Annotated in this window: 26 protein-coding genes; 6 read left to right on the top strand and 20 right to left on the bottom strand. The window is 63.3% G+C overall.

Going from position 1 to position 26,412, the window contains the following annotated elements; all coding sequences use genetic code 11:
- Positions 1-2: 2 nt before the first annotated feature.
- The 3 genes from WIF35_RS13220 to nikR form a co-directional block, all read right to left on the bottom strand.
- On the bottom strand, positions 3-812 hold the full coding sequence (locus WIF35_RS13220; protein WP_412478685.1) for a nickel transporter: 810 nt from the start codon (positions 810-812) through the stop codon (positions 3-5).
- A 113-nt stretch (positions 813-925) separates the two neighbouring features.
- A complete protein-coding gene (locus WIF35_RS13215; RefSeq protein WP_412478684.1) occupies positions 926-2,269 on the bottom strand; it encodes an ATP-binding protein in 1,344 nt (447 codons plus the stop codon).
- Positions 2,244-2,708, bottom strand: coding sequence for a nickel-responsive transcriptional regulator NikR (nikR, locus tag WIF35_RS13210; RefSeq protein ID WP_412478683.1), 465 nt, complete (start codon positions 2,706-2,708; stop codon positions 2,244-2,246). The genes WIF35_RS13215 and nikR overlap by 26 nt, the downstream gene beginning before the upstream one ends.
- Before the next feature lie 80 nt (positions 2,709-2,788).
- Between nikR and WIF35_RS13205 the strand changes: the two genes are divergently transcribed.
- The 5 genes from WIF35_RS13205 (at position 2,789) to WIF35_RS13185 (ending at position 6,933) form a co-directional block, all read left to right on the top strand.
- Entirely contained in the window at positions 2,789-3,115 is a 327-nt protein-coding gene (locus WIF35_RS13205) for a metal-sulfur cluster assembly factor (protein ID WP_412478682.1), read from the top strand.
- Positions 3,116-3,120: 5 nt separating this feature from the next.
- On the top strand, positions 3,121-4,188 hold the full coding sequence (locus tag WIF35_RS13200; RefSeq protein ID WP_412478681.1) for a hypothetical protein: 1,068 nt from the start codon (positions 3,121-3,123) through the stop codon (positions 4,186-4,188).
- Positions 4,185-4,580, top strand: a complete 396-nt coding sequence (locus WIF35_RS13195) for a hemerythrin domain-containing protein (RefSeq protein WP_412478680.1) — start codon at positions 4,185-4,187, stop codon at positions 4,578-4,580. Before WIF35_RS13200 ends, WIF35_RS13195 begins: the two co-directional genes overlap by 4 nt.
- 116 nt (positions 4,581-4,696) lie before the next feature.
- The gene (locus WIF35_RS13190) at positions 4,697-5,662 is read left to right on the top strand and encodes an AAA family ATPase (RefSeq protein WP_412478679.1); all 966 of its coding nucleotides are present in this window, start codon (positions 4,697-4,699) and stop codon (positions 5,660-5,662) included.
- 128 nt (positions 5,663-5,790) lie between these two features.
- A complete protein-coding gene (locus WIF35_RS13185; RefSeq protein WP_412478678.1) occupies positions 5,791-6,933 on the top strand; it encodes an FIST signal transduction protein in 1,143 nt (380 codons plus the stop codon).
- 16 nt (positions 6,934-6,949) lie between these two features.
- Here WIF35_RS13185 and WIF35_RS13180 read toward each other — a convergent pair whose 3' ends face one another.
- Genes WIF35_RS13180 through WIF35_RS13165 form a run of 4 tightly spaced genes read right to left on the bottom strand, consistent with a single transcriptional unit; the run spans position 6,950 to position 12,502 of the window.
- The gene (locus tag WIF35_RS13180) at positions 6,950-8,371 is read right to left on the bottom strand and encodes a nickel-dependent hydrogenase large subunit (RefSeq protein ID WP_412478677.1); all 1,422 of its coding nucleotides are present in this window, start codon (positions 8,369-8,371) and stop codon (positions 6,950-6,952) included.
- Entirely contained in the window at positions 8,368-9,363 is a 996-nt protein-coding gene (locus WIF35_RS13175; RefSeq protein ID WP_412478676.1) for a HupU protein, read from the bottom strand. The genes WIF35_RS13180 and WIF35_RS13175 overlap by 4 nt, the downstream gene beginning before the upstream one ends.
- Entirely contained in the window at positions 9,360-10,829 is a 1,470-nt protein-coding gene (locus WIF35_RS13170) for a sigma-54-dependent transcriptional regulator (RefSeq protein ID WP_412478675.1), read from the bottom strand. The genes WIF35_RS13175 and WIF35_RS13170 overlap by 4 nt, the downstream gene beginning before the upstream one ends.
- Positions 10,826-12,502: a hydrogenase maturation protein gene (locus tag WIF35_RS13165; protein WP_412478674.1), complete on the bottom strand. Its 1,677-nt coding sequence runs from the start codon at positions 12,500-12,502 to the stop codon at positions 10,826-10,828. The genes WIF35_RS13170 and WIF35_RS13165 overlap by 4 nt, the downstream gene beginning before the upstream one ends.
- A gap of 162 nt (positions 12,503-12,664) precedes the next feature.
- Between WIF35_RS13165 and WIF35_RS13160 the strand changes: the two genes are divergently transcribed.
- A complete protein-coding gene (locus WIF35_RS13160) occupies positions 12,665-12,859 on the top strand; it encodes a hypothetical protein (protein ID WP_412478673.1) in 195 nt (64 codons plus the stop codon).
- A 7-nt stretch (positions 12,860-12,866) separates the two neighbouring features.
- On the opposite strand, the gene hypE is transcribed toward WIF35_RS13160, so the two are convergent.
- The 13 genes from hypE to WIF35_RS13095 form a co-directional block, all read right to left on the bottom strand.
- A complete protein-coding gene (gene hypE / locus WIF35_RS13155) occupies positions 12,867-13,919 on the bottom strand; it encodes a hydrogenase expression/formation protein HypE (RefSeq protein WP_412478672.1) in 1,053 nt (350 codons plus the stop codon).
- A 607-nt stretch (positions 13,920-14,526) separates the two neighbouring features.
- Positions 14,527-15,654: a hydrogenase formation protein HypD gene (gene hypD, locus WIF35_RS13150; protein WP_412478671.1), complete on the bottom strand. Its 1,128-nt coding sequence runs from the start codon at positions 15,652-15,654 to the stop codon at positions 14,527-14,529.
- Between the two features lie 162 nt (positions 15,655-15,816).
- Positions 15,817-16,065 carry a HypC/HybG/HupF family hydrogenase formation chaperone gene (locus WIF35_RS13145; RefSeq protein WP_412478670.1) on the bottom strand — a complete coding sequence of 83 codons (249 nt, stop codon included), beginning with the start codon at positions 16,063-16,065 and terminating at the stop codon, positions 15,817-15,819.
- Between the two features lie 12 nt (positions 16,066-16,077).
- Positions 16,078-16,521: a [NiFe]-hydrogenase assembly chaperone HybE gene (gene hybE / locus WIF35_RS13140; RefSeq protein ID WP_412478669.1), complete on the bottom strand. Its 444-nt coding sequence runs from the start codon at positions 16,519-16,521 to the stop codon at positions 16,078-16,080.
- 395 nt (positions 16,522-16,916) lie between these two features.
- On the bottom strand, positions 16,917-17,450 hold the full coding sequence (gene hybE, locus WIF35_RS13135; RefSeq protein WP_412478668.1) for a [NiFe]-hydrogenase assembly chaperone HybE: 534 nt from the start codon (positions 17,448-17,450) through the stop codon (positions 16,917-16,919).
- On the bottom strand, positions 17,443-17,733 hold the full coding sequence (locus WIF35_RS13130) for a HypC/HybG/HupF family hydrogenase formation chaperone (protein WP_412478667.1): 291 nt from the start codon (positions 17,731-17,733) through the stop codon (positions 17,443-17,445). The genes hybE (WIF35_RS13135) and WIF35_RS13130 overlap by 8 nt, the downstream gene beginning before the upstream one ends.
- Positions 17,733-18,212: a HyaD/HybD family hydrogenase maturation endopeptidase gene (locus WIF35_RS13125; RefSeq protein ID WP_412478666.1), complete on the bottom strand. Its 480-nt coding sequence runs from the start codon at positions 18,210-18,212 to the stop codon at positions 17,733-17,735. The genes WIF35_RS13130 and WIF35_RS13125 overlap by 1 nt, the downstream gene beginning before the upstream one ends.
- A gap of 67 nt (positions 18,213-18,279) precedes the next feature.
- A complete protein-coding gene (locus tag WIF35_RS13120; RefSeq protein ID WP_412478665.1) occupies positions 18,280-19,992 on the bottom strand; it encodes a nickel-dependent hydrogenase large subunit in 1,713 nt (570 codons plus the stop codon).
- A 22-nt stretch (positions 19,993-20,014) separates the two neighbouring features.
- On the bottom strand, positions 20,015-21,169 hold the full coding sequence (hybB, locus tag WIF35_RS13115; RefSeq protein WP_412478664.1) for a Ni/Fe-hydrogenase cytochrome b subunit: 1,155 nt from the start codon (positions 21,167-21,169) through the stop codon (positions 20,015-20,017).
- Positions 21,166-22,203 (bottom strand): hydrogenase 2 operon protein HybA, encoded by a 1,038-nt coding sequence (gene hybA, locus WIF35_RS13110; protein ID WP_412478663.1) that lies wholly within the window; start codon positions 22,201-22,203, stop codon positions 21,166-21,168. Before hybA ends, hybB begins: the two co-directional genes overlap by 4 nt.
- 1 nt (position 22,204) lies before the next feature.
- Positions 22,205-23,410, bottom strand: a complete 1,206-nt coding sequence (locus WIF35_RS13105; RefSeq protein WP_412478662.1) for a hydrogenase small subunit — start codon at positions 23,408-23,410, stop codon at positions 22,205-22,207.
- Positions 23,411-23,666: 256 nt separating this feature from the next.
- Positions 23,667-25,982 carry a carbamoyltransferase HypF gene (gene hypF, locus WIF35_RS13100; protein WP_412478661.1) on the bottom strand — a complete coding sequence of 772 codons (2,316 nt, stop codon included), beginning with the start codon at positions 25,980-25,982 and terminating at the stop codon, positions 23,667-23,669.
- Complete coding sequence (locus WIF35_RS13095; protein ID WP_412478660.1) at positions 25,979-26,404, bottom strand: hypothetical protein; 426 nt, start codon at positions 26,402-26,404, stop codon at positions 25,979-25,981. Before WIF35_RS13095 ends, hypF begins: the two co-directional genes overlap by 4 nt.
- Positions 26,405-26,412: the final 8 nt, after the last annotated feature.

Below are 26,412 nucleotides of genomic sequence, written 5' to 3'. Positions count from 1 at the left end.
CCTCAGATCCCCACTGGCCGCCGAGTCAGGCGAAGCGCCCAGATAAAACTCAAGGCGATGATTGCCACCAAGCTAAAGCCAAAGACCAACTCCTTGCCCTCGCTCCACGCATCGATGGCCGGCGACAGCAGCTTGGCCGCGCCGAAGGCGGCAACCAGCAAGCTGATGCCCGACACCACCAAGCCCATGACGCGCGACGCGATCAGCGCGACCTGATCGGCCCGCGCGATCAGGCGGGCGATCCACAAGCCATTGATGCCGTCGGTCAGCAACATGCCGGCCATGAACAGCGTCGCCAGCAGCAGGGCATGCTCCCAACCGCCAAACTGGGTGGCAGTCAGCGCAAAGAAAGCCGCTTGCGACAGCGTATCGAAGGAAAGGGCGAACAATGCGCCGACCAGCGCCACCAGCGCCGGATGCGACACCTGACGCAAACCGCCGAGCAAGCGGCCCTTGACCCCGATTGGCTGAACGACTTCGTGTGGTTCGGCACGCAATACGGCGGCCAGATTCAGGCTACCCAAGGCAACCAGAAAGGCGATGGAAATCAGCGCGCCCAACGTGCCGAACCATTCCGGCACCTCCCACTGGCCGGCCAGGGCAGAAACGCCCAGCGCAATGGCCATAACCACGGCGCCGTGCCCCAGGGAAAACAGCGTGCCGCAATAACGCGCCATGCCCGGTCGAGCGCGGGCGTTGAAACGCGTCAGGCCGTCGATTGTCGCCAGATGATCGGCGTCGAAGCCGTGCTTCATGCCCAGCACGAAGGTCAGGATCAGCAGGGACAGCCAGTCGTTCGGTAGCGTTTCCATGGCACGGGTATGAAAATTTTTATCATCTTCATACAATCTCCGTGCCAGAACAATAAGTCATTGTTCGTATTGAAGACTGGGCAAATCCGGCTAGCGAAAATCCACCCAAGTGGTTAGCCCCTGACCACCGGCAGTGCAAGGCAAAATTCCGCTCCGCCCTGCGGAAGATTGGTCGCCGACAGCTTGCCGCCATGGCGATCAACGATGCCGTAGCTGATCGACAGGCCCAGCCCGGTGCCCTGCCCGACCGGCTTGGTGGTGAAGAAAGGTTCGAACAGTCGGCTCAAATGTTCCTCGGCGATGCCCGGCCCATTGTCGGAGAAGCGCAACACGGCCATGTCGCCCTCGACCCCGCCGCTGATGCGGAGTTTAGGCTGCTGCTGGCGGGCCGTGGCGTCGCAGGCGTTCTGCACCAGGTTCATTACCACCTGCTGCAACTGGCCGGAAGAGCCGACGCAATGCAGATCGGCCGGCAGATCGATATCGACCTCGAACTTGGCCGCCGCGCTCTGCACCACCCAGCGCACCGAGCGTTCGACCACTTCGTTCAGATTCACCTGCTCGGGGGTCATCTTGTCGACGGCGGAAAAACGCTTCAGTGCATCGACGATGTCGCGCGTGCGTTCCGCCCCTTCGATCATGCCGTCGATCAGGTGCGGCATGTCGGCCAGGATGCGGTCGATGCGCAGTTCGGCGCGCAGGCTGCTGACGGGGTCGGTTTTTGCCGTTTCGGTCGAGTGCACCGCAGCAAGGTAATTTTCCAGACGCTGGGCGTAACGTTGCAGCGACAAGACGTTGCCCAGCACGAAGCTGATCGGATTGTTCAGCTCATGCGCCACACCGGCCACCAACCGACCGAGCGACACCATCTTCTCGGCGTGCAGCAACTGGCCTTGTGTCCGCTTCAGGTCATCGTGCGCCTGCCGCAGCGCCTGATAGGCCTTGCGCAATTCGCCCACCGGCCGACCGGTGACCACCACGCCCATCAGCTTGCCGGTCTGCGATACCCGCGGCGTGCAGTTCATCGACACCGGCACGGTCGAGCCATCGCCCGAGCGCAGAAAAAACTCGCAGTCGTGCAGCCCTTCGCGGGCATGGCGATTGAACACGTCGCGCGCCTTGGCCCGCTCGGTCTCGTCCGCGAACAGTTCGAAGACCGGCGTACTGACCAGTTCCTCGCTGCTCCTGCCGACGAAATGGCGCAAGGCCGGGTTCACTTCCTCGATGTTACCGTGACGATCGCAGACGATCAGGATGTCCGACATCGACGCCAGCACGCTCTCGATGAACTGGTGCGACTCTTCCAGCGCCGAGTTCTTCTCTTCGAGGGCGACTTCGTACTGGAGGAGGTCGTTATAGACCTCGTCCATTTTCTGGATGACCTCGATCCAGGCCTGTTCGCCAAGGCCCTCGCCGACAGCCGGATGCGGTTCAGCGGGCCGGTCGGTAGTGGACATGCGCTTCCCCGTGTTCGTCGTGGGCGTGATGGTGCTCGGCTTCCAGCGCGATCACGTTCAGCTTGCCGTGGCGAACGCCGCGCTCTGCCATCAGCGCATCGGCGAATTGTCGGACATCCGCCGTCGCCCCCTTCAGGATGACGCTTTCCAGACAATTGTCGTGATCCAGGTGGCTATGCATGGCCGCCACCGTCAGATCGTGATGGTCGTGCTGCAAGCCGGTCAGGCGCTCGGCCAGCTCACGCTCGTGATGGTTGTACACGTAGGAGAGATTGGCCACGCAATGGCCGGACGGCGTTTCGCGCTGGCGGTCGCTCTCGATGGCCGCACGGATCAGGTCGCGCACCGCCTCGGAACGGTTGCTGTAGCCGCGCGTGGCAATCAGTTGGTCGAACTGGCGAGCCAGCGATTCGTCGAGCGAAATGGTGAAGCGTTCCATGCAAATTTGCTCCCTGCTAAATACGGGCAGCACCCAGGCTGCTAGGATGCCCTCGTCGCATTCTAACGTTTCCCGCCCCGATGACCGACGCGCCGAACATCGAAACCATCCGTGCCGCCCTGCGCAACGTGGCCGATCCCGAGATCGGCGCCAATATCGTCGACCTGGGCCTGATTTACCGTATCGATCTTGCGGACAAGACGCTGCACATCGAAATGACCATGACCTCCCCGGCCTGTCCGATGGGCGACATGATCCTCGACGACGCCCACAGCGAACTGGGGCGCATCCTGCCGGCCGATATCGAAGTGGATATCAAGGTCGTGTGGAATCCCCCCTGGGAACCCAAAATGATGAGCGAGCAATGCCGACAGCGACTCGGCTGGACCGACTCGGACTCGCCATAGCGCCAATGCCCGACCTCAAGCCCGGCGCTCGCCTGCCGCTCCTCTTTCTCGGCATGCTCTCGTTGCTCGGCGGCGTGCTGGCCGGGCTAGCCCGCATCGGTTGGGATGTACCGGCAGTGGCGGCCCAGGCGGCTGGCTTCCACGCGCCGCTGATGATCGCGGCTTTTTTCGGCACCGTGATCAGTCTTGAACGCGCCGTGGCCATCGGCCAGGGTTGGGCCTACAGCGCCCCACTGGCGGCTGGGGCCGGCGGCATCGCCCTGCTGGCCGGGGCACCCTTACTCGTCGCCCAGAGCCTGGGAACCTTGGGCGCCCTCGGCCTGGTGGCCGCCAGCATCGTTGCGCTGCGTCGCCACTGGGCAGTATTTACCCTTGTTCTGACCCTGGCGGCAGCTTGCTGGCTGGTCGGCAATATCGTCTGGCTGAGCACCGGAGAGCTGAGCCTGGCCATTGCCTGGTGGCTGCTCTTCCTTGTTCTGACCATCGCCGGCGAACGACTGGAACTGACGCGCTTCCTGCCCACGCCGCCGGTCGCCCGGCTGTGGTTCATCGCCATCGTGACACTGCTGTTCGTCGCTGCGGCAACCGGAGCAAGCCGCGTCCTTGCCTGCGGCCTGCTCGCCCTGGCCGGCTGGCTGATGCGCTACGACATCGCCCGGCGCAATATCGCCAGCGAAGGTTTGACCCGCTTCATCGCCGCCTGCCTGCTCTCCGGTTACGTCTGGCTCAGCATCGCCGGCCTGCTCGGGCTGGCAGGCGCCTTTCAGCCCGGTCACCCCTGGCGCGATGCGGCCTTGCACGCTATCGGCCTCGGTTTTGTATTCTCCATGGTCTTCGGGCACGCCCCGATCATCTTCCCGGCAGTCACCCGGATCAAGATCCCCTACCATCCGGCACTTTATCTGCCGATGGTCCTGCTCCACCTGACACTGGCAATACGCCTGTTCGGCGGCTTGGCCGAAAACTTCGCCCTGCGCCACTATGCCGCCCTGCTCAACGGGCTGGTGCTCGTCGTCTTCATCGTGACGATGGTGACCCTGGTCAGGCGCCACACACCGAGAGGCATGCGATGAAACGCCACGCCGCGCTACAGCAACATTCCCGCGAACACCACACGGCACTCAAGATGGCCCGCCTGGCACGTTTTGCCGCAGACTCCGGCGCAAGCGCCGCGATGGAGCAAGCTGCTGCGGACATCGTCGGACACTACCTCGAACTCATGGAAGCGCACTTTCTCGACGAAGAAGAAGGCATCCTGCGGCAACTGAAAGCCATCGGCCAGAACACACTGGTCGATCGCACGCTCACCGAACACGTTCGCCTGCGCCAACTCGGACAAGCGCTCAAGCAGCCGGACGCCGCGACTCTGGCGGAGTTCGGCTCGTTGTTGACCGACCATGTGCGTTTCGAAGAGCGGGAGTTGTTCGAAACCGCACAAGAGCTGCTCTACCCCGACAGCACCTGAAAGCCCGGCGGAGAGCAAATTGACGCACCGCACCAATCGGGAACAAAACCTGCTTGTCTCAAGATGCCGAACGGACAATCCGTTATCGGGTCTATCAGCGCAAGGAGGAAGTCATCATGAGCACCAGCGACATCCGACTCTCGGTCGCCGAAGAGCGCACCATTTACGACGTCTCCGCCATCGAGCGCGCGCTCGATGAGGCCAGCGGCAATCGCAACGAGGCGCTGACCAGCCTGTACGAAAAAATGAAGCAGCGCGGCGGCGGACGCTTCCTGGTTCGCCCGAGCGGGCCGGACATGATCGACGAGATGTACGACAGCTGTCCGAACTTTGGCGACGTCATCGACGACCTGAAGAAATACATCGCCCTGTCGGTCGCCGGCAACGAGCCGATGAGCTTCACGCCCATCCTGCTGCTCGGCGAGCCCGGCATCGGCAAGACTCATTTCGCCCGCGAGCTGGCGGGCAAACTGGGCACCGGCCATGAATTCGTCTCGATGAGTTCGCTGACCGCCGGCTGGATTCTGTCCGGATCCTCGGCGCAGTGGAACAACGCCAAGCCTGGCAAGGTAGCGCACACTTTGGTGCATGGCGACTTCGCCAACCCCATCGTGGTGCTCGACGAGATCGACAAGGCCGGCGGCGACAACCGCTACGATCCGATGGGCGCGCTCTACAGCCTGCTCGAACACGATACGGCCAAGGCCTTCAAGGACGAGTTCGTCGATATCGACATCGATGCCTCGCACATCCTGTGGGTGACCACTGCCAACGATGAACGCAGCATCCCGGAACCGATCCTGAACCGGATGAACGTCTATGAAGTGCCGCGCCCCGACCTGGAAGCTTCACTGGCCATCGCCGGACGCCTCTACCGCGACATCATCGGCGAACACGACTGGGGCTTCCCGGACGAAATCGAGGATGCCGTGCTCGAACGCCTGGCCTCGCTACCGCCGCGCGACATGAAGAAGCGTCTGCTCGCCGCCTTCGGCACCGCCAAGCTGGACGGCCGCAACTGGCTGGAAGCTCGCGATTTCGATGCACCGCGTATCGGGCGTAGCCGCAAGATCGGTTTCTGAACGATCCAAGCAGCTGCCCACTCCCCGCCTCGCGCGGGGATTTTTTTGCCCTGACACCAAACACACTCAATTTGACGAAATTAATAGTTTTGCATTAACTTACAAAAAATCGACCACCCTGGACAACGATGTTCGACCGTCAGCAACTTTTCTCCGGCACACACCCGGAGCTCTCCGCCCTGCTTCGCGAATGGCAAGGCGGCGCCCCGGCCATGGGATTGCTGGCATTTTTGCCCGAGGCAGAAAAAGCTCGCGTCGGTGACTTGCAGGCGGCCTGCCAGGAAGCCGGAATTCCGCTACTGGGTGCCATCTTTCCCGCACTGATCAGCGATGCTGCTTTCGTCACCAGCGGCATCTGGTTACTACGCGTACCTCAGATGCCACCCCACTTCCTGCTGGAGGACATGGACGCCCCGCCTTTCGATGCCGGGCAGCGCATGGGTGAAGCGATCAAGTCGGCGCTCCGGCACTCGGGAGATCACGAAGCGCAGCATGTACTGTTCATGATATTCGACGGCATGCTGCCGGCGATTGGCAGCGCTCTGATCAATCTGCACACGACTTTCGACCGACAACTTCCCTGTAGCGGCATCAATGCCGGCAGCGAGACATTCCAGCCCATGCCCTGCCTGTTCGACAACACCCGGCTGCTTGGCAACGCCGTCATCGGCATGATCCTCCCCGAAAACACGCGCTTCGCGGTCGAGCATGGTTACCCGGTCGCCAAGACCATCATGCGGGCGACCTCGACGTTGGGTAATCGCATCGACAAGATCGACGGCCGACCGGCCATGACGGTCTATCAGGAAGTCATCAAGGCGGAATTCGGCATCGAGCTGACCCACCAGAATTTTTACGACTATGCGGTGCACTACCCCTTCGGCGTCGTCACTGCCCTGGACGTACTCGTGCGGATACCGGTCGCTTTCGATGAAGATGGCTCGATTTTCTGCGTTGGCGAAGTTCCGCCCAACTCCGTACTGCGCCTGTTACGTGCCCCAACACTGGCCGAAAGCAACTGCGTCGACCGGCTGGCCGTCGACCTGAAAGCCCCCGGCCATCAAACGCCCGGTGGGCAAAACATCCTGACTTTCTACTGTGCCGGACGCCGCATGCACTTTGGCGAAGAATCGGCGTACGAACTGGCCAATCTACAGGCGGCCACAGGAGCCCACCAGCTGATCGGCGCCCTGACCCTCGGCGAAATCGACAGCTCGCACGACCTGCACATCCCACGCTTCCACAACGCCAGCGTGGTCTGCCTGAGCTGACACTACCGACAGCGGATCAATGCACCGTGCACACCATGCACGGATCGAAGGAACGGACGACGTGTTGGATGGTCGGTAACGCGCCCTCGCCGGCTGGCAAGCCGACCAAGGCCTGCTCCAACGGACCGGGTGTCTCGGCGCTATCGCGCGGCGAAAAATTCCAGGTGGTCGGCGCAACGATCTGGTAGCGCTCGATCCGGCCCCGCTTGACCGACATCCAGTGTCCCAGGCTGCCGCGCGCGGCTTCGACCAAGCCCGTAGACTCACCGCTGTCGGGCATCTCAACCGGCAAGCAAAACGGCTCGCCGAGACGTAAATCGCGCAGCCAGCTTTCCATCAAGGGCACCACCGTTGCCACTTCGATCATGCGAGCGACGATGCGAGCCGTGACGCTGCCACCATGGCGCAGGATCAAGTCTTGCAGCAGCGGATGTCCGGCAACGACCAGGCGCGCCAGCGCCCCGACTTCGGCCACCTCGCCGCCATAGCGCGGCGCCTTGCACCAGGTGTAGGCATCCGGTTTGTCGGCGGCGACGATGGTTTCACCCTGCGCCGGCGGCAAGGGCGCGCGGTCGGCCAGCCAGGCACTGTGCGCATCCTCGGTGATTTTTGCCGTTTCCAGGCTGTGCACCGCAGCAGTCGGTTGGCGAATGCCGGAGACGAAGTGACCATAAGCGCCGTAAGAGAGGAAACGGTCGGTCGCCCGCCCAATGCCTTCCAGCCCCAGATCGCCAGCTGCCCGCAGGAAGTGGGCGAAATCGCTGCCTCCCCCGGCAGCCCAGGCTTGCAACTGATCGAAGCTGGCCAGCCCGGCGAAGGCCTCCAGCGTATCGCCAAACAATCGGCCTTCGAGGAAGCTGCGGAACTCGCGCAGCAGCGCGAACAGTCGAATGCGCTCGGCCGCCGTCACCGCCTTGGTGCTGCCGCCGGCCTGCAAGGCCAGCGTGTGCGGCCAGCGACCGGACAGCACGCCGGCAATGTTGTAGAAACGGGCGCGCGCCTGCAGCCAGGGCGCGACCGACGCCCCGGTTTGTGCGGCGAATCGGCCAGCAACTTCGCCGAACCAGCTTCTATCGGCATAAGCCGACCGGGCAAAATCCGGCATGAAGAAGAGATAGAAGTGCGTCAGATGATCGGCCAGATTCTCGGCCGCCAACACGATCTTCTGTGCCAGTTGGCCATTGGGCGGCGGTTCGACCCCGGCCAGCGCGGCCAGCGCATTGGCAGCCGCCGCCGACTGGGCGACCGAACAGATGCCGCAGATACGCGGCACGATGGCCAGCGCATCCTCCGGCGCACGCCCGACCAGCACCTGCTCGAAACCGCGGAACAGCGGGGAATTGACCCAGGCTGCGGCAACCCGCCCCTGCCCGACATCGAGACTGACTTCGAGATCGCCTTCGACGCGATTGAACGGCCCTAATTGAATACGCTTCATTTGCCCGCCTTGCGTACGGAGGGGCGGATCACCGTGTGATCCTCGACGGCATTGTCGCGCACCCGCTTCGGTGTCGCCGATTTCGACAAGGCCGCCAGCGCGACGAACCAGGCCTTGGGCATGTCGGTCGGCAAGCCGATCGGAATACCAGCCACCTTGGGCGTCTGCTGGAAGGCGTGGCCCGGCGCCTCGAAACCCGGCTCGGTACAGGCAATGCAGGCGAAGCCGCCCTTCAGGCAGGAACCGCCGCCATTCCACGGCCGGGTATTGCAGTCGGCGTGCGCCTGGGTGCCCTTGCAGCCGAGGTTTTCCATCAGGCAGCCGATATCGGAATGCTTGGTGGCGCTGGCCTTGAACTCGTAGAACTCGTTGCGCGGACAACCGTGGTGCACCAGTTGCTCGGCGTAGAGCAGCGGCCGACCCAATTCGTCCAGATCGGTCGCGAATAAGCCGTCAATGGCGGCCTTCTCCAGCGTATCGACCACCCAGCCCGGATGCACCGGACAGCCGGCGATATTGACCACTGGCACACCGGCCGCCGAGCGGAAAGTCTTGCCGAGCAGGCCGCCCGGCGTATCGGTGTCGTATTGCAGGCCGCAGGCTTCGAGCGGATTGCCAGGCGTGGAAGCCGAAAATCCGCCATAAGCCGTACACGAGCCGACGGCCAACACATAACGCGCCCGCGCCGCCAGGCGTTCGACCCATTCGGTCAGCGGCCGACCGCTGCCGGCCATCAGATGAAAACGACCAGTCCCGTTCGGCCCGCGCAGCATGGCGCCTTCGATGCACAGCACGTCGAACGCACGGCGCCCCTCGGCGCAATCGGTCAGGACGGCCAGCGCCTCGTCGCCACTTTCCAGCGACAGCGCCGGGTGCCAGACGAATTCGATACCGGCATCGCGCAATTCATCGAACAGCGGACGCGGCTCGTGGCACAGCAGCGATTGGGTGCAGCCGCCGCAGCCGCCGCTCTGCAGCCAGAGGACTTTCATTCGGCGTCCAGCCCGTAACGATTGAGCTTGGCGCGCAGGCCGACGCGCGACAGACCCAGTTCGCGCGCGGCGCGCGACTTGTTGCCGCGATGGCGCTGCATGGCCGCCTTGATGACGCGCATTTCGAGCTGTTCCATGCGCTCCTTCAGGTTGCCGCTCAGGCCATCGACCCAGGAGTCGCCCTCGCCGGAGGGCGCAACGCTCGGTCGCAACACGCGCGACGACAGCAGATCCGGGGTCAATTGCGTGCCATCAGCCAACGCCACCATACGCAGGATCTCGTTCTGCATTTCGCGCACATTGCCCGGCCAGGCATACTCGGCAAAGGCCGCCAGCGTCTCCGGCGCGAAGCCGTCGATTGCCTTGCCCAGGCTGCGTGCGCTGCTCTCCAGCAGGCGGGCGGCGAGAAGCGGCAGATCCATCGGCCGCTCACGGAGCGGCGGCACATGCAGGGCGATGGTCGCCAGGCGGTAATACAAATCCTCGCGGAAGCGGCCGGTGCGCACATCTTCTTCCAAATCGCGGTTAGTTGCCGCGATCACGCGCACATCAACCGACACCGGACGATTGCTGCCGAGCGGACGAAACTCGCCTTCCTGCAGCACGCGCAGCAGTTTTACCTGAAAGGCCGGGCTGGTTTCGCCGATTTCGTCGAGGAAGAGCGTGCCGCCGTCGGCTTGCTGGAAGAGACCGACGCGATCGTCCACCGCGCCGGTGAAGGCGCCGCGCTTGTAGCCGAACAGCTCCGATTCGAGCAGGGTATCGGGCAAGGCGCCGCAGTTCTCCGTGATGAAGGGACGGGTAGCGCGCGCGCTCTCGAAGTGGATGGCGCGAGCCACCATTTCCTTGCCGGTGCCGGATTCGCCGGTGATCATCACCGAGAGGTCGTAGGGCGCGACGCGCTGGATCAGACCGCACACCGCGTTGATCGGGCTGCCCGATGTACGCACGATGGCGCCCAGACCGAAGCTGCTGCGCGCCTTCTCCTGCTTGCTCTCGACCTTCTTCTTCAAGACCGGCTCGGCGGTACGCAGATCGAGACTCAGGCGCTGGTTTTCCTGCTGCAGGCGCCAAACGTCGGCGGCACGCTGCAAGGTCAGCAGCAATTGCTCAGGCTGCCAGGGCTTGAGCAGGTATTGCCAGATGCCGGCTTCGTTGACGCCGGTGATGATGTCTTCGGCGTCGGTATAGCCGGACAGGATGATGCGCACGATATCCGGCCAGCGGTCGCGCACTTCCTTCAGGAACTGGACGCCGGTCGTTCCCGGCATGCGCTGGTCGCACAGCACGATGCGGATTCCTGCGGTGGACTGCTCCATTTCGAGGATTTCCATGCCCTCGTCGGCGCTCGATGCGCAGAAGACCTCGAAATCTTCCTCGAGGGTCCGGCGCAGGGCTTCCTGCGAACGTACCTCGTCATCGACGACAAGAACGGCGGGCAAGCGGCGCAGGAGGGGAGCGTTCATGCGGGAATTTTCCAATCGAGTTCACGGTGCAGGGCGAGATGGCGCGGCGTCCACGAGTGCGGCGTTTTGGCGACGAAATGATAGCGTGCGACGTGGTAGGACGGGTCGAAACCGTAGAAATTGCGCCGCATTTCCTGCAACTCCGCGGCACGGTAGTTGGCCAGGGGCTTCACCGCCTCGTCGGCTTCCAGCTTGGCCTTTTTGGCAGCGAGTTGCGCCGGCAGATCGCCGGCGGCCGCAATCTCGGCAGCCCGCCGCGCGACATCGACGGCAAAACCCGGCCCCGGCAGGCAGGCGTCGTAGAAACCGAGTTTGACCGCTTCGGCCGCCGTCATCGGCAAGCGGTGACGCATGATGGCACGCGCCCCGTCGTCGCCGACCCGTGGCGGTAGCAGATAGGTCCAGAATTCCGAACCGAACAGGTTGCCCATATTCTTGTAGTGCGGATTGAGCATGACGCCGTCGCGCACCCAGACCTGGTCGCAGGCGCGCGCCAGGAAGCAGCCGCCGGCGCCGGCGTTGCCGCCCACGGCCGCCACGGTAATCTGCGTTTCGCAGCGCAGGATGGCTTCGGCCAGGTCGTCGATGGCGTTGATGTTGGCCCAGGACTCGTCGGCCGGGCTTTCGGCTGCCTCGATGGTGTTCAGATGAATGCCGTTCGACCAGAAATCGCTGCCGCCACGCAGCACGATCACGCGCGTCGGCCGTTGGCTGGCCCATCGAAATGCCTCGGTCAGCCGCTGGCACTGACGGGTACTCATCGCCCCGTTGTAGAACTCGAAACCGAGAAAACCGACCCCGCCAGCCTCTCCGTAGGCGATGTCCTGCCAGGTGGCGGACGGCGCTTTCCACCAGCCATCGAGGCTGCTTTCCGGCAACTCGCCGGCCTCGGCGAAAGCCTGTGTCGTTGGCAGTTTGAGCGCGCCCGGCCGCTTGACGTGGCCGATCCACACGGCGCCGTCTACCGTTGCGCGGCAGACAGCCGTCTCACGCCGAGCCAGCAGCGCGCCAGGTTGCCCACTCAGGCTTGCTTCCGGCCAGGCATCGAAGAGATGACAGGCTTGCCCGAACAATTCGTCGGCCACACCGGGAAAACCGTCGGCCGCATTGAGCTTGGCCAACACGGTGGCCGTATCATCGGCTTGCCAGTCGATTTGGCGATCGGCCTGTTTCATCGGCTCATGCGCCGCCCCCGGCACCCGCGCCGGCGTGAAATTTCCGCTTGTGAAGCGGTGCACCGCAGCCATCACCGCCTGCACCGCCGCTTCGGTCACTTCGTTGCGGTAGAGCGAAGCCTTGCGCGCCGGACGCATCGGGAAAGTTGCCGAAGCCCATACCGGGCCGGCATCCATCTCCGCCTCGGCCTGCAGGACGGTCACGCCCCATTCCGGCAACTGTCGGCGGATTGCCCAGTCGAGCGCCGAGGGTCCGCGGTCGCCAACAATGCCCGGATGCACGATTAAACAGAGGTGGCGCGCCCAGATCGACTCCGGAATCGCCCGCTTCAGATAAGGCGCGACGATCAGATCCGGTTTGAACAATGCGACAGCCTCCTCGGCGACGGCGTCGGCAATGTCGAACTCGATGCTGACCTGGTGGCCGAGCGCGCTCAATTCGCAGAAAAGGCGCTGGGTCAGGCTGTTGAAGCTGTGCGTAATGAATAAGATGCGCATACCAATCGGTTTTTTTCAGGCGATGGCAAAAAAATATTTTGAGCAACCACGCGGTTTGGCGCGGCTTGCCCGGCATAAAAACGGCCGTTTATAACTTTCGCGATATTTTTCAAACGCTTGGCTTTGATTAGGATGCGCTAAAACAAAACCGGGGGAATTCACATGCAAGCTGCCAAACAAGCCCGCACTTCGCGAAAACGGGCGCCGCGTCTGGAATACATCGCCGCCGTGCGCTATCCGGATGGCCGTCGTGACATCTTTCACGTCCGCAACGCGGACGATATCGACGACGCCCGCGACCTCGTGCTCTCCGAGGTCGGCGACGTCCAAACGGTGATGATCGCCGTTCGCCACTGAGCCCCGCTCAGCAAATCCGCGGCAACTGCTCGCCGCTCAACCAATCGACAATACGTCGACCACCGAACGCGGTGGTCATCTGCACGAAGTGATGCTCGTCGGCATGCACCTTGCCGACGATGGCGGCATCCCCGCCCAGCGGATGCGCCCGCATCGCGGCCAACAGCTTTTCAGCATCCTGTTCGGCGCAGATCGCCACCAGTTTGCCTTCGTTTGCCACATAAAGCGGGTCCAATCCCAAAAATTCGCACGCTGCCTCGACCGCTGGCTTCACCGGCAAGGCCTTCTCCTGCAGCATCATGCCGACGCCCGACTGCTTGGCGATCTCGTTCAGCGTCGTCGCCAGCCCGCCGCGCGTCGGGTCGCGCAACACATGGATCTCCGCCTCGCTCGCCCGCATCGCCGCGATCAGCCCATGCAGCGCTGCGGTATCGGAGACGATAGGCGATTCGAAACCCAGACTCTCGCGTTCAGCCATGATCGCCATGCCGTGATCGCCCAAGGTGCCGGACACCAGAATCACATCGCCCGGCTGCGCATTGCGTCCGGAGAGCTCAGCGCCCGGCCGCACGACGCCGACGCCGGTCGTCGTGATGAAAACACCGTCGCCCTTGCCGCGCTCGACCACCTTGGTATCGCCAGTAACGATCGGCACGCCAGCCTCCTTCGCCGCTTCGGCCATGCTTTGCACGATGCGCGCCAGATCGGCGAACTTGAAACCCTCTTCGAGAATGAAGCCTGCCGCCAGATAAAGCGGCTGCGCCCCCATCACTGCCACGTCGTTGATCGTGCCATGCACCGACAGGCAACCGATATCGCCCCCCGGGAAGAACAGTGGCGAGACGACATGCGAATCCGTCGCCATGACCAGCCGCCCCTCGCCAGGATTCGGCAGCAGCGCACCGTCGTCGCCCTGCGCGAGGTATTCGTTGCCGAGGTGCTTGACGAACAATTCCTCGATCAACTGCGCCATCGCCCGGCCACCCGAGCCATGCGCCATATCGACCTGGCCGTGTTTGATGTCGAGGGGACGGACGTAGTTTTTACGGGTTTGGGTCATGATCTATTGCTGTATCTCTAAGCTCGAGCAATTTTGAAACGCTGGTTTTCGCGCCTGACGCGCGAGCGTACTTTCTTCTTGCTTCGCCAAGAAGAAAGTAGCCAAAGAAGAAGGCGACCCGAGGTCGGCGCCCGCTACGCGGTTTCCCTGCGCTACTCGACGGTCGGGGCGGCTGGCTAAACTCGCCTTCGGCTCAAACAACGCCAGCCGACGGCTCCCCGACCGCCTGCGTTGCTCGGCGCCTCCCACGGGCGGTTTAAAACCGAACGCATGCTTAACCCTAGTGAATTGTTTTTTTGCCTTTTTGGCCAGTGCACCGCAGCAGTCATGTTTTTTTAGTGACAGTGAAGCTGCGACGCTTTTCCGGGCCCCTTGCGAGGCGCTGAGCAACGCAGGTTGGCCGGGGGCTTTCGGCTGGCGTTGTCTGAGCCGCATCGCGGCGAGTTTAGCCAGCCGCCCGGCCAAGCGAGTAGCGGAAGGAAGTGGGCGCAGCCCACCGCCGACCCAGGGGTGGCCTTTTCTTTGGCTACTTTCTTTTGGCAAAGCAAAAGAAAGTACGCCCGCCGTAAAGGCGGAAAGCCGCGTTTGAGCAACAAACGACACGACCTCAGGCCACATCCTTATACCGCCCATACGTGTAATGCGCCGCACAAGCCCCCTCGGACGACACCATGCAAGACCCCACCGGGTTCTCCGGTGTGCACACGGTGCCGAAAATCTTGCAGTCCTGCGGTCGTTTGACTCCGCGCAGGATGGCCCCGCATTCGCAGGCTTTGTGATCCGGCACCGAGGCGTAGCCGAGCGGGAAGCGTTTTTCGGCATCAAATTCGGCGAACGTGCCACGTATGCGCAGCGCCGAGTAGGGTAGGACATTCAAACCGCGCCACTCGAAGTTCTTGCGCATTTCGAACACTTCGGCGACCAGTTGCTGCGCCTTCTTGTTGCCTTCGCGATCCACCGCCCGCGAAAACTCGTTCTCCACTTCCGCTCGACCTTCGTTGACCTGGCGGATCAGCATGCGGATCGCCTGCATGACATCAAGCGGCTCGAAGCCGGCGATCACCACCGGCTTGCGATACTCCTCGGCGAAGAACTCGTAGGGTCGGCTGCCGATGATGGTCGACACGTGAGCCGGGCCGATGAAGCCGTCGAGCGGCACGGTGCCCCACTGGCGCACTTCCGGCGACTCGAGAATGCTAGAGATGGCTGACGGCGTCAGCACATGGCAGCACAGCACCGAGAAATTCTTCAAGCCGAGCGCAGCCGCCTGCTTGATCGCCACCGCGGTCGGCGGCGTCGTCGTTTCGAAACCGATGGCGAAGAAAACGACCTGCTTGTCCGGATGCTTCTGCGCCAGTGCCACGGCATCGGCACTGGAATACACCATGCGGATGTCCCCGCCGCGTGCCTTGGCCTTCATCAGCGATAGGCCATTCGAGGCGGGCACGCGCAGGCAATCGCCATAAGTACACAACGTGACACCCTGCTCCAGCGCCAGGCGGATCGCCTGATCGACGCGACCGATGGGCAGCACGCAGACCGGGCAACCCGGTCCATGGATCATCTTGACGTTGTCCGGCAGCAGATCGGAGACACCGTAGCGCGAGATGGCGTGCGTATGGCCGCCGCAAAATTCCATGAAATGGTAGCGGCGCGCCGGGTCGGCTTCGGCGCGGATGACGGCGGCGATCTTCTGGGCAACCTCGCCGTCGCGGAATTCGTCGATGTATTTCATGGGTGGGCTGCTTCGTAATTGGCGGGACAAAATAAAAGCGCCGGATTTGCGCCATAGGCTAGGCGCGAACCACAGCGATAGCCATCGCTATCGCGAGGATGAGCAACAACGCCTACGGAGCAGAAACAAGCTTTCATGTTCTGATAATTGCGAAGCAGCCCATTAATGCAAGGTCAATCCGTCGCCATCCGGGGTCAGCTGGCCCATTTCGGCGAATAGCTTGAGTGTCTTCTCGGCCTCTTCCGGATCCAGTTTGTTCAGCGCGTAGCCAACATGGACGATGACGTAGTCACCGACCGCCACACCCTCGACCAAGGCCAGCGAAATCTCTTTCTTGACCCCGGCCAGGTCGACCAGGGCATTGTCGTTGTCGCGCAGCTCAACCACCTGCGCCGGAATGGCCAGACACATCTTTCGTCCTCTCTAGCGCCGCCCCGTCAGGGCACGCAAAAAACCCCGGCGGGACACCGGCGGGCGCGGCGCTTCCTCTGCCGTCGCCGGTGCTTCCGGCCGATAGCCAAGCAACTTCAGGGCATCGAGAGCAACTTCGCGCGCCACGGCGATGTCGCTCACACCATCCGCCGCTTCGGCCAGGTGGCAACGCTGATAAGCGCCCAACTCGCCATCCTCGCCCGCAACAAAAGCCCAACTCTGATCGGCCAGCGTGACGAAACGCTTCTGCCCGACCGGAATGTCGCCCCACAGGCTGCCGCCGGCCGGCAACAGCATCAGACAGGCGCGGTCGGCATGCGCCACGGCCGCGATCCAGTCACCTTGCATCGGCAGCCAGCCCACCACCTCGCCGGCAGCAAAACCGGACCGCATCAAGGCGGCAAGCAACAGTTCATCGGAAGGGCGTGGGTTCATCGCGGTCACTCGTCATCCAAGCAGAAAAGCCATGCCCGCATTGTCCCGAGCGTCGATTCGTTGCGCAAGCAGCGGCAGCACAAAGGCAAGACACGGACCAGGCCGGGAGCAAATGAAAATCAAAGACTTGGCAGCCCCCATCTTAACCGATGAAAAGTTTCTTTCCACACCATGGCAAGACAAGCTTCCATGTCTCACCTGCCCCAACTGCCACAACCGGCTCCCAGCTAGTGGTCTGCTTCGTCATTATCGGACTTGATGAAAACGCCGGATTTGCGCTGCCGGCTAGGCGCGAACCGGAGCGATAGCCGAAGCTATCGCGAGGATGAGCAACAACGCCAGCGGCACAAAGACAAGTTTTCATGTTCGGATAATTGCGAAGCAGGCCACTAGCCCTAGCTGCGCCCACCCAGCCGACGCAGAAAGGCTCGGCGCGAAGCCTGCGGATCAGGCGCAGCCTCTTCCACAACTGGCGCCGGAGCCAGCAGCACGGTTTCCCACGCCGCCTCGGCTACCTGCAAGGCAGTCGCCATATCCGGCAACTGATCAACCGGCGCCACCAGCGGGCAATACTGATAAGGGCCGATATCCGGATCGTCGTCGGCGATGAAGTGCATCGTGCCGCAGGGAAGATCCAGCGCGCAGCGCTCACCAGCCGGAATGTCGCGCCACAAAGCGCCGCCACCGGGCAGCAAGAACAAATTCAGGAACCAGGGCGTCAGCAGGATGCCCAGCCAATCGCCCTGCTGACGCTCGAATTCGAGCCCGTGCACCTGCAATGCCGGATTGACGAAAGGCATGTCACGCATGCGCTCCTCGTAGACGCGCCGATAGTGCGCCTCCAGCCAGCCTCCCGGATTCTCGGCATGGGCCTGGGCCACCCGTACCGGCGGCGGCGCCATGGCCGGCGTACGGAAACGCTCAATCATGCGCCACGCCCAGATCGCGGAAATGCTGTGTCGGGTCGTAGTCACCCTGCAGCGAAGCCGCCAGGGCGGCCAGCGCATCCTCGATCAACTGGCGCTGCTCGTCCTCGATCACCTCCTTGGCCAGCCCGAGCGAGGTCAGCACCCAGGTGCCGACCGGCTGCGGGCCAATCAACATCATGTTGATGCGCTCGCGCTGACCGTCGCGTTCGACCCAGGCGAAGTCGCCGGCACCCTCGCCGCTGCCTTCCCACTCGACCACGCATTTCGGAATCGACAAGCACATCAGGCACGCTCCTTCGCCTCGATGCCGAGCAAACGCAGTTCGTTCAGCGTCATCGCCAACAATTCCGGCAACCTGGCCGCCACTTCCGGCGACAACTCCATGCCCAAGTTCATCGACACCGGCTGCATACCAACGATGGCGATCGACTTCGGCGCCCGCCCGGTGAATTCCAGGCTGGCCAGCACGTCGGACAAGCTGACCTGATGCGGCGAAAGCTTGGTCTTGAAGAACACCGGCACGTCGTCACCCTTGAGCAGGATGGGCGTCGCCGGAGGCTGGTTGGCGCGCACACAATCGACCACGATCAGGCCATCGAGGTTTTCCAGCTGTTCCAGCATTTCCATGCCGCAGGTACCACCGTCAATGACTTCGACCTCCGGCGGCAGCGCATAGTCGCGCTCCAGCGCCTCGATGGTGCGAACGCCGACGCCTTCGTCGGTGAGAAGAATGTTGCCGATACCGAGTACGACGATACGCATGCTCAAATCCAAAAAAAGCGGGCGCGAGCATTGTCGCGCCCGAAACGCAGAGTTCCTTTGCTGCCGATCAAGCGGCCTTCACCGTCACCACCGGGTTGTTCTCCTGATCGACCACATGCACGGCACAAGCCAGGCAGGGGTCGAACGAGTGCACGGTGCGCAGGACTTCCAGCGGCTTCTCGGGATCGGCCACCGGGTTGTCGAGCAGGCAAGCCTCGTACGCACCCGGCGCATCCTTCTCGTTGCGCGGGGCGGCGTTCCAGGTGGTCGGCACGACGCACTGGTAGTTCTTGATCTTGCCGGAATCGATCACCACCCAGTGCGACAGCACGCCGCGCGGGGCTTCGTGGAAACCGACACCCATTTGCTCGCCCTTCGGGAAGACCGGCTTGTTGAAGGTCTTGTAATCGCCCTTGCCCATGTTGGCGAGCAGCAGATCCCACTGCTTGAGCAATTCATCGACCTGCACCGCGCAACCGACCGCCCGCGCCGCATGGCGGCCGATGGTGGAATGCAAGGCCTCGACGCCGACCTTGGCGCCGGCGACCTTGGACACCAGATCGAGCGCCGCCGTGGCGTACTGCTTGGTCGGTTCGTGACCTGCCGCCAGCATGTTGAGCACGCGCGGCAGCGGGCCGACCTGCATCGGCTTACCGTAGAAGGTCGGCGACTTCAGCCAGCTGTATTTGCCGTTATCCTGGAAATCCGTGTAGTTCGGCTTGGTCTCACCCTTGTACGGGTGCAGCGAGACGTCGTTGCCGGCCGCGTAGTCGTACCAGGAATGCTTGATCGCCTCCGACACGCCTTCGGTGAAGTACTTGTCGTTGAAGCTGGTGATCGCCTTGAAGCTCTCCAGCTTGCCGCCCTCGATATAGCCGCCGGGCAGCGCGAACTGCGTCCCCTTGCCGTCGAGCGGGATGTCCGGCACGCACAGGTAGTCGGTGATGCCGCGGCCGTGCTTCGTCCAGTCGGCATAGAAGCCGCCGATGGCACCAACGTCGACCAGATAGACGTTCTTGATGAAGTCTTCCAGCTTCAGCATCCATTCCTTGATGGCCAGCAGGCGCTCCATGGTCAGCACCGACTGGGCATCCATGTTCAAGGGATTGGCCACGCCGCCGACCGCCACGTTCTGAATATGGGGCGACTTCGAGCCGAGAACGGAGACGATCTTGCTGGCATAACGCTGGATTTCCAGCGCCTGCAGGTAGTGCACCACGGCCATCAGGTTCACTTCCGGCGTCAGCTTCATGGCCGGGTGGCCCCAGTAGCCGTTGGTGAAAATGCCGAGCTGGCCGGTACCGACGAAGCCGCTCAGCTTGTCCTGCACCTTCTTGAATTCGGCCTTGGTGTTGCCGTTCCAGTTCGACAGGCTCTGCGCCAGGCTGGCCGCCTTTTCCGGGTCGGCCTTCAGGGCCGACACGACATCGACCCAATCAAGCGCCGACAGGTGGTAGAAATGGACGATGTGATCATGCACGGCGTGGGCCAGGATGATCATGTTGCGGATGTACTGCGCGTTGACCGGGATTTCCAGTTGCAGCGCGTTCTCCACGGCGCGCACCGAGGCGATGGCATGCACCGTGGTGCACACGCCGCAGATGCGCTGGGTGATCGCCCAGGCGTCGCGCGGGTCGCGGCCGATCAGGATGTTCTCGACGCCGCGCCACATCTGGCCCGAGGCCCAGGCCTTCTTGACCCGGCCGCCGTCCACTTCCACGTCGACGCGCAGGTGACCCTCAATGCGGGTGACCGGGTCGATGGTTACTCGTTTAGTCATTTTTTTCTCCTATCCCTCGAATTCAGTGGGCAGTTTCCGGGCGCGGCAGCACCGGGAAGCGGCGGGTGATGATGATGTAGCCGAGCACTTCGATGGCGAACATGCCGATGGTGACCAGCATTTCGGCGATGCTCGGGAAGTAGTGCCAGCCCGGGCCGGTGTCGTAGCCGATCAGGAAGCCATTGACGCGCAGCAGCACGCCGGCAAGCATGATCGACACCCCAGCCAGGAACAGGCGTGCCGGATTGCGCCGGGCGTTGGCTGTGCCGACCAGTGCATAAGGCAGCACGAAGCAGGCGGTTTCCAGCCAGAAGAAGAAGGCTTCCAGGCTAGGCGTGAAGGCATGGCCGAGCGCGCCGCGCACGACCAAATCGCCGAAGCGCACGCACAGGAAGGCAGCAAGCGTGCCGAGCATGATCTTGGCCATCGGCTGCAACAGGTGCATCTCGATCTCGCGGCGATAGGCCGACGAGGCGACACAAGACTCGAACAACACGACGCCGTAGCCGATGGTCACCGCACTCAACAGGTAGAGCAGCGGCACGACCGGGGTCTGCCACAGCGGATTGACCTGACCACCCATCACCACCAGCAAGGTGCCGAGCGAGGACTGGTGCATCATCGGCAACAAGGTGCCAAGGGCGATGAAGAAGAACAGCACTTTCTCCAGCTTCTTCTTTTGCACCTTCAGGCCCCACTGCTCCATGAACACCGGTGAGAACTCGATCCACATCACCGTGATGTAGCAAGAGATGCACAAGGCGACCTCGAACATCACCGAGTTCGGGTTGGCATAGGTCGGCCACAGGATGTGCCAGAAGTTCCAGTATCGGCCGAGGTCGAAGATCACCCCGACGCCGGCCAGCGTGTAGCCGAACAGCGAGGCCAGCAAGGCCGGCCGCACCATCGGGTGGTATTCGCCGCGGTTGAAGATATAGACCAGCATGGCCACCGAGAAGCCGCCGCAGGCGAAGGCCGAACCGATGACCACGTCGAAGACCACCCAGATGCCCCACGGGTAGCCGTCGTTCAGGTTGGTCACCGCCCCCAGTCCGAAAATGAAGCGGACGAACAGGATGGCGACCATGGCCATGATCAGCAGGGCGCAGACGAAGGTTGCGGTATTGAACAGCTTGCCGCCGACCGGAGCCGTTACCGGATGCGAATGGGCGCTCATGACTGGCCTCCCTTCTGGTTTTTACTTGCCTCGTCGTCTTCCGGCACGACATTGCGCCTGGCCACCCAGGTCAGGCCGGCCAGGACGGCAATGGGCATGATCATGCCGCCGTACAAGGTGTGCTGAATGGTTTCCGAAGTGGCCGCCGACGATTTCGGTGGCAGGTTAGGCATGCCGACCTTCTCGAACTCAACTGCCGACAGCTTGAGCACCTGCGTGCCGCCGTATTCGGTTTCGCCATAGACATGCTGCTTGTACTGGCCGACCACGGCCTGATAGCTCTGGTCGAGCGGACCCTTCCACTTGGCGGCCTGCTCGGCCGTTTCGCCCCTGGCCGGCAGGCGTCCGCGCGGGATGGCGGTCCACTCGCCCGGTTTCAAGGCCAGACGGCGTTTCGCCTCAGCCAACAGGTCCTCGGTGCGGCCGAACAGCGTGGCACCGGTCGGACAGACCTCGGCACAGGCCGAATAATGGCCGTCCTTGTGGCGATGCCGGCACAGCTCGCACTTGCCGATCTTGCCGGTCGGCGAGTCGTACTGGTATTTCGGAATACCGAATGGGCAGGCGGCGACGCAGTAACGGCAACCGATGCAGGCATCGGCGTCGTAGCCAACGACGCCGGTGAGCGGATCCTTCTGCATCGCCGACACCGGACAGGCCGAAACGCAGGACGGGTCGGCGCAGTGCATGCACGAGGTCTTCATGAAGGAGAAGCCGTTCAGCTCACTATCCTTCGTTTCCATCGTGCCGTTGCGGTACATCTTGATCAGGTTGAAGGTGTGGCCGGTCGTATCGAGCGGCGTATCCCAAAGCTTGTCCATGGCCGTGAATTCGGCCGGGTTCTCGTTGGCTCGCTTGCACGCGGCGACGCAGGCCTGGCAGCCGACGCACAGGGTGGCGTCGTAGAGCAGGCCGAGCGCCTCGGGCGGGCGTTGTAGCGTATCGCGCGCGCAGGCCACCTCGGGCACGACGGACGCGGCAGCTGCCGCTCCGCCGGCCAGGCAGCCGCGCAGAAAGTCACGTCTGCTGGTCATCTCAGACCTCCGTCGATTCGGTGGCTTTGTTGCCTTCCTTCTTCGCCCGCTCCATTTCCTCGGCCTGGTGCGACAAACCGAGGTTCTTGGCGACCATCGCCCCGGCCCCGGCGGCAGCCCCGGCCACCGCGGCGAGCACCGCAGCCGAACCGAGTGTGGCACCAATGCCCTTCTCCTCGACGATCCGCGGCAGGAAGGCAGACGGTTCGATGTTCTTCAGCTTGGCCACGGTATGGATCGGCTTGGCGAAGCCGACACCCTGCTCGGTACAGCCGATGCACGGGTGGCCGCAAGCCACCGGCCAGGTGCCGGCGCCGGCGTCGCCGAACATGATGACCGAACAGTTGGCGTAGGTTTCCGGCCCCTTGCAGCCGAGCTTGTACAGGCAATAGCCCTTGCGGTGGCCGTCGTCGCCGAACTCCATGGCGAAGCGGCCGGCGTCGAAGTGGGCGCGGCGCTCGCAGTTCTCGTGGATCAGGCGCGAGTAGGCGAACTTCGGACGACCCTTGTCATCGACTTCCGGCAACTTGCCGAAAGTCAGGAAATGCACGACGGTGGACAGGAAGTTGTACGGATTGGGCGGGCAGCCGGGAATAGTGACGACCGGCTTGCCGAGCACCTGGGCCACCCCGCTGGACCCCGTGGGGCTGTCGGTCGCGCCGGGAATCGACGGGATAGTCGAAGGCATGCCGCCCCAGGAGGCACAGGAGCCGATGGCGATCACCGCCGCCGCATCGGCCGCGCACTCCTTGAGCAATTCGATGGCGGTCTTGCCGCCGACCTTGCAATAGACCCCGTTGTCGCGAGTCGGGATGGCGCCTTCGACAACCAGGATGTATTGCCCCTTGTTTTCCTTCATCGCCGCATAACGCGCCGCTTCAACCTGATGGCCGGCAGCAGCGAACAGCGTCTCGTGGTAGTCGAGCGAAATGACGTCGAGAATGAGCTTTTCCAACGTCGGATGCTCGGCGCGCAGCATGGACTCGGTGCAGCCGGTGCATTCCTGGAAGTGCAGCCAGATGACACTCGGGCGCTTCTTGGTCGCCACGGCCTCGGCCACGGCGGCATCCGCCCCTTGCGGCAGGCCCAGCGTGCTGGCGAGCGCGGCACAGAATTGCAGGAACTCGCGACGCGACATCGACAGGCGCTCGGCCGCCGCTGCGATGCGTTGATCCAGTTCCAGCTTGATCAGATTTTGGTTGGCCATTGATCTCCCCTTTTGTATGTGTTGCCGCCGATGGCCGGCGCACGATTCTCTGCTTGGGGGTATGGCGAATTTTTATTGGCGACTAAATGCGCAATAAGCGGGCCAGAAAAGACTTTTCTAATATAACCAGTCGCTTAGCGATTTTGCTGCGGCGCACCAAGGGAAGCAATTGGCAGCCACAGGTTTCCAGTCCAGGCAATAAATGGTTAATTGCTAATCAGCCGGATTGACTAGTCCATCCGGTCGTAAGCCACTGTTATTTCATGCGTCTGGCGACCACCGCCTGACCCAGTGCCAACCCGCCGTCATTGGGTGGTGCCAGCCGGGCTTCCAGCAAATCGACACCACGCTCGGCTAGTTCGCGGCGTAGATTTTCGGCCAATACGGCATTCATGGCACAGCCACCGCCGAGGGCGATTTTTTGCCTTTTTGCCCCGTGCACCGCGCCCAGCAAGAAGTCCCCTTGGGGGACGGCCGTCGCCCACTCGGCCAGCCCGGTGGCCAGCGTGGCATGGAACAGCGCCGCAGCGCGGGCGGGTTCGCCGCGCAGTTCGAGCAAAGGCAGCAGCATGGGCGACAGGTCGAGCACCCGGCCGCCGTCGCGCAGGGTGTAACCGGCCGGCAGGGGTTCGATCTGCCCGAAGCCGGCGGCCAAGCCTTCCAGCTCCATCGCTGCCTGGCCTTCGAAGGCCATCACGTCGCGCACGCCGAGCAGCGCGGCGATGGCGTCGAACCAACGGCCCAGACTGGTCGTCGGCGGGCAACGCAGTTGGCGGGCGAGCATGGTCAGCAAGGGGCCGGCGTCGCGTTCAGGCCAGGTCGATTGCAACCAGCCACCGATGTGGTGACTGTGGCCGGCGCCGTTCAGCGCGGCCACCGCCATGCGCCACGGCTCGCGCGCCGCGCGGTCGCCGCCGGGCAGCGCCAGCGGCTGCAGATGGCCGAGGCGCTGGCACTCGGCGCCATCGAGATGCAGCAATTCGCCGCCCCAGGCAACGCCATCCGGACCGAGGCCGACACCATCAAGCAGCAGGCCGGTTAGCGGCTCGTTGCTGCCGTGTTCACCGGCAATCGCCGCCAGATGTGCCTGATGGTGCGCCACCGGAACGGCCGGAACGCCCAGTTCGTCAGCCAAACGCATGGCCAAGCGGGTCGACGGAAAATCGGGATGCAGGTCGTGGGCAATCGCCGACGGCCTGACTTCCAGGATATCGAGCAGGTGTGCCACGGTTTCCTCAAGGAAACCAATCGCCGCTGCGTTATCCAGACCGCCGACATGCTGCGACAGGAAGGCCTCGCGGCCACGCGTCACGCAGATGGTGTTCTTCAAGTAGCCGCCGACGGCCAGCACATCCGGGCCATCCTCGGCCAACGGAATCGGCACCGGCACGTAGCCGCGCGCCCGGCGGATGAAGGCTGGGCCGTGCGGTGTCGCACGCACCAACGAGTCATCGCAACGAACGACAATATCGCGGTCGTGCAGCAGGAAGGCATCGGCAATGCCGGCCAGGCGCGTCAGGACTTCGGCGTTATCCGCCACCAGCGGCTCGCCATGCGGGTTGGCGCTGGTCATCACCAGCAACAGGTCGTTCGGCTGACTCAACCAGTCCGTGCCGCTCGGCCGCCCGGCCGCCTCGTGCCAGAGCAAAAGATGCAGCGGCGTCGCCGGCAGCATGACGCCGAGCCAGGCCAGACCCGGCGCAATGCCCGGCAATTCCCGCTCGCCCTTGGCGCACAGGACGATGGGCGCCGCCACACTGCGCAGCAGGGCGCGCTCACCCTCGCCGATCCGCGCCAGTCCGGCGAAGGCCGCTTCATTCAGGCCCATCACGGCAAAAGGCTTGGCTTCGCGCTGCTTGCGCTGGCGCAATTCGGCCACCGCCTCCGCGTTACGTGCATCGCAGGCCAGATGAAAACCGCCCAGGCCCTTGATGGCGACGACCTGCCCGGCACGCAAGCGGGCCAGCGTTTCGGTGATGGGATCGCCGGACAGCGGCTGACCGAGCGCATCGAGCAGGCTCAACTGTGGGCCGCAGGTGGGACAACAGGTAGTTTCGGCGTGGAAGCGTCGGTCGGCCGGTTCGCCATATTCGCCGGCACACGGTTCACACAGCGGAAAACCGCTCAAACTGGTCTGCGCCCGGTCGTAGGGAATGCGCCGGCTAACCGTGAAGCGCGGCCCGCAATGCGTGCAGGTGGTAAAGGCATAGCGCCAGCGCCGACCGGCTGGGTCGCACAAGTCGGCGATGCACTCCGGACACAGCCCGGCGTCGGGACCGATGGCGGTTTTGACCTCACCCTCGGCGCTGTCGAGAATGGCAAAACCGGTGGTCGGCAATTCGCCAGCCAATTCCTCGATCTCGACGCCATCGATCCGCGCCAGACACGGCGCCTCCAGGGGCAGGCGCTCAACGAATTTTGCCCAATTCGGCCCGTGCACCGCAGCAGTCACCCCGGCGCCGTCGTTGCGCACCCAGCCGGCCAATTCCAACTCTTGCGCCAGGCGCCAGACATAGGGCCGGAAGCCGACGCCCTGGACGAGACCGCGGATGCGGATCAGGCGGCCGCTCACGACAAGCTCGCTTTCCGGCCGGCAATCATACCGAGCCCGGCACCAATCAACAGACTAGGCAATGTCGCAAACGATGCTCCCAGGAATGCACCGACAGGGCTGAGAAATGGTCCGAACAACCCGTTAGCCCACAACCAATCAACCGTTCTCATGTAAGGCACGACGAGTGCGCCGAGCGCAGCCATAGCCCCCATCCCGATCAACAGGGTTAACCAGGCGATGCATGCTCCGGCAAACATGGAGGCGAGATACCCCTCGCGCTTAAAACTCGGCGCCGACCATGCCGCCAGGCGATCCGCGCTGAGTGCCGCAACGCAGCACAACAACAGGCCAGCCAGCCAACCGAAAACCGCCATGCCGGGCAAAGCAGCCAGCACCGCACCGATAAGAAATACGCTCTGCCCCAGGGTTGGCCGCAGCATGACCAGCC

This window comes from Azonexus sp. IMCC34839 (genome assembly GCF_047047955.1).
In the GTDB taxonomy this organism is placed as follows: domain Bacteria; phylum Pseudomonadota; class Gammaproteobacteria; order Burkholderiales; family Rhodocyclaceae; genus Azonexus.
This window is presented reverse-complemented; position numbering and strand designations above follow the sequence as displayed.

Coding starts and splice junctions, on each gene's coding strand:
- WIF35_RS13160 (WP_412478673.1), top strand. CDS start 12,665: ATGCAAGCTGCCAAACAAGCCCGCACTTCGCGAAAACGGGCGCCGCGT.
- WIF35_RS13175 (WP_412478676.1), bottom strand. CDS start 9,363: ATGAAAGTCCTCTGGCTGCAGAGCGGCGGCTGCGGCGGCTGCACCCAA.
- WIF35_RS13190 (WP_412478679.1), top strand. CDS start 4,697: ATGAGCACCAGCGACATCCGACTCTCGGTCGCCGAAGAGCGCACCATT.
- WIF35_RS13105 (WP_412478662.1), bottom strand. CDS start 23,410: ATGGCCAACCAAAATCTGATCAAGCTGGAACTGGATCAACGCATCGCA.
- WIF35_RS13145 (WP_412478670.1), bottom strand. CDS start 16,065: ATGTGTCTGGCCATTCCGGCGCAGGTGGTTGAGCTGCGCGACAACGAC.
- WIF35_RS13195 (WP_412478680.1), top strand. CDS start 4,185: ATGAAACGCCACGCCGCGCTACAGCAACATTCCCGCGAACACCACACG.
- WIF35_RS13180 (WP_412478677.1), bottom strand. CDS start 8,371: ATGAAGCGTATTCAATTAGGGCCGTTCAATCGCGTCGAAGGCGATCTC.
- WIF35_RS13205 (WP_412478682.1), top strand. CDS start 2,789: ATGACCGACGCGCCGAACATCGAAACCATCCGTGCCGCCCTGCGCAAC.
- nikR (WP_412478683.1), bottom strand. CDS start 2,708: ATGGAACGCTTCACCATTTCGCTCGACGAATCGCTGGCTCGCCAGTTC.
- hybE (WP_412478669.1), bottom strand. CDS start 16,521: ATGAACCCACGCCCTTCCGATGAACTGTTGCTTGCCGCCTTGATGCGG.
- hybE (WP_412478668.1), bottom strand. CDS start 17,450: ATGATTGAGCGTTTCCGTACGCCGGCCATGGCGCCGCCGCCGGTACGG.
- WIF35_RS13120 (WP_412478665.1), bottom strand. CDS start 19,992: ATGACTAAACGAGTAACCATCGACCCGGTCACCCGCATTGAGGGTCAC.
- WIF35_RS13130 (WP_412478667.1), bottom strand. CDS start 17,733: ATGTGCTTGTCGATTCCGAAATGCGTGGTCGAGTGGGAAGGCAGCGGC.
- hybA (WP_412478663.1), bottom strand. CDS start 22,203: ATGACCAGCAGACGTGACTTTCTGCGCGGCTGCCTGGCCGGCGGAGCG.
- WIF35_RS13095 (WP_412478660.1), bottom strand. CDS start 26,404: ATGCTGCGGCCAACCCTGGGGCAGAGCGTATTTCTTATCGGTGCGGTG.
- WIF35_RS13125 (WP_412478666.1), bottom strand. CDS start 18,212: ATGCGTATCGTCGTACTCGGTATCGGCAACATTCTTCTCACCGACGAA.
- hypE (WP_412478672.1), bottom strand. CDS start 13,919: ATGACCCAAACCCGTAAAAACTACGTCCGTCCCCTCGACATCAAACAC.
- WIF35_RS13170 (WP_412478675.1), bottom strand. CDS start 10,829: ATGAACGCTCCCCTCCTGCGCCGCTTGCCCGCCGTTCTTGTCGTCGAT.
- WIF35_RS13185 (WP_412478678.1), top strand. CDS start 5,791: ATGTTCGACCGTCAGCAACTTTTCTCCGGCACACACCCGGAGCTCTCC.
- hypD (WP_412478671.1), bottom strand. CDS start 15,654: ATGAAATACATCGACGAATTCCGCGACGGCGAGGTTGCCCAGAAGATC.
- WIF35_RS13165 (WP_412478674.1), bottom strand. CDS start 12,502: ATGCGCATCTTATTCATTACGCACAGCTTCAACAGCCTGACCCAGCGC.
- WIF35_RS13215 (WP_412478684.1), bottom strand. CDS start 2,269: ATGTCCACTACCGACCGGCCCGCTGAACCGCATCCGGCTGTCGGCGAG.
- WIF35_RS13220 (WP_412478685.1), bottom strand. CDS start 812: ATGGAAACGCTACCGAACGACTGGCTGTCCCTGCTGATCCTGACCTTC.
- WIF35_RS13200 (WP_412478681.1), top strand. CDS start 3,121: ATGCCCGACCTCAAGCCCGGCGCTCGCCTGCCGCTCCTCTTTCTCGGC.
- hybB (WP_412478664.1), bottom strand. CDS start 21,169: ATGAGCGCCCATTCGCATCCGGTAACGGCTCCGGTCGGCGGCAAGCTG.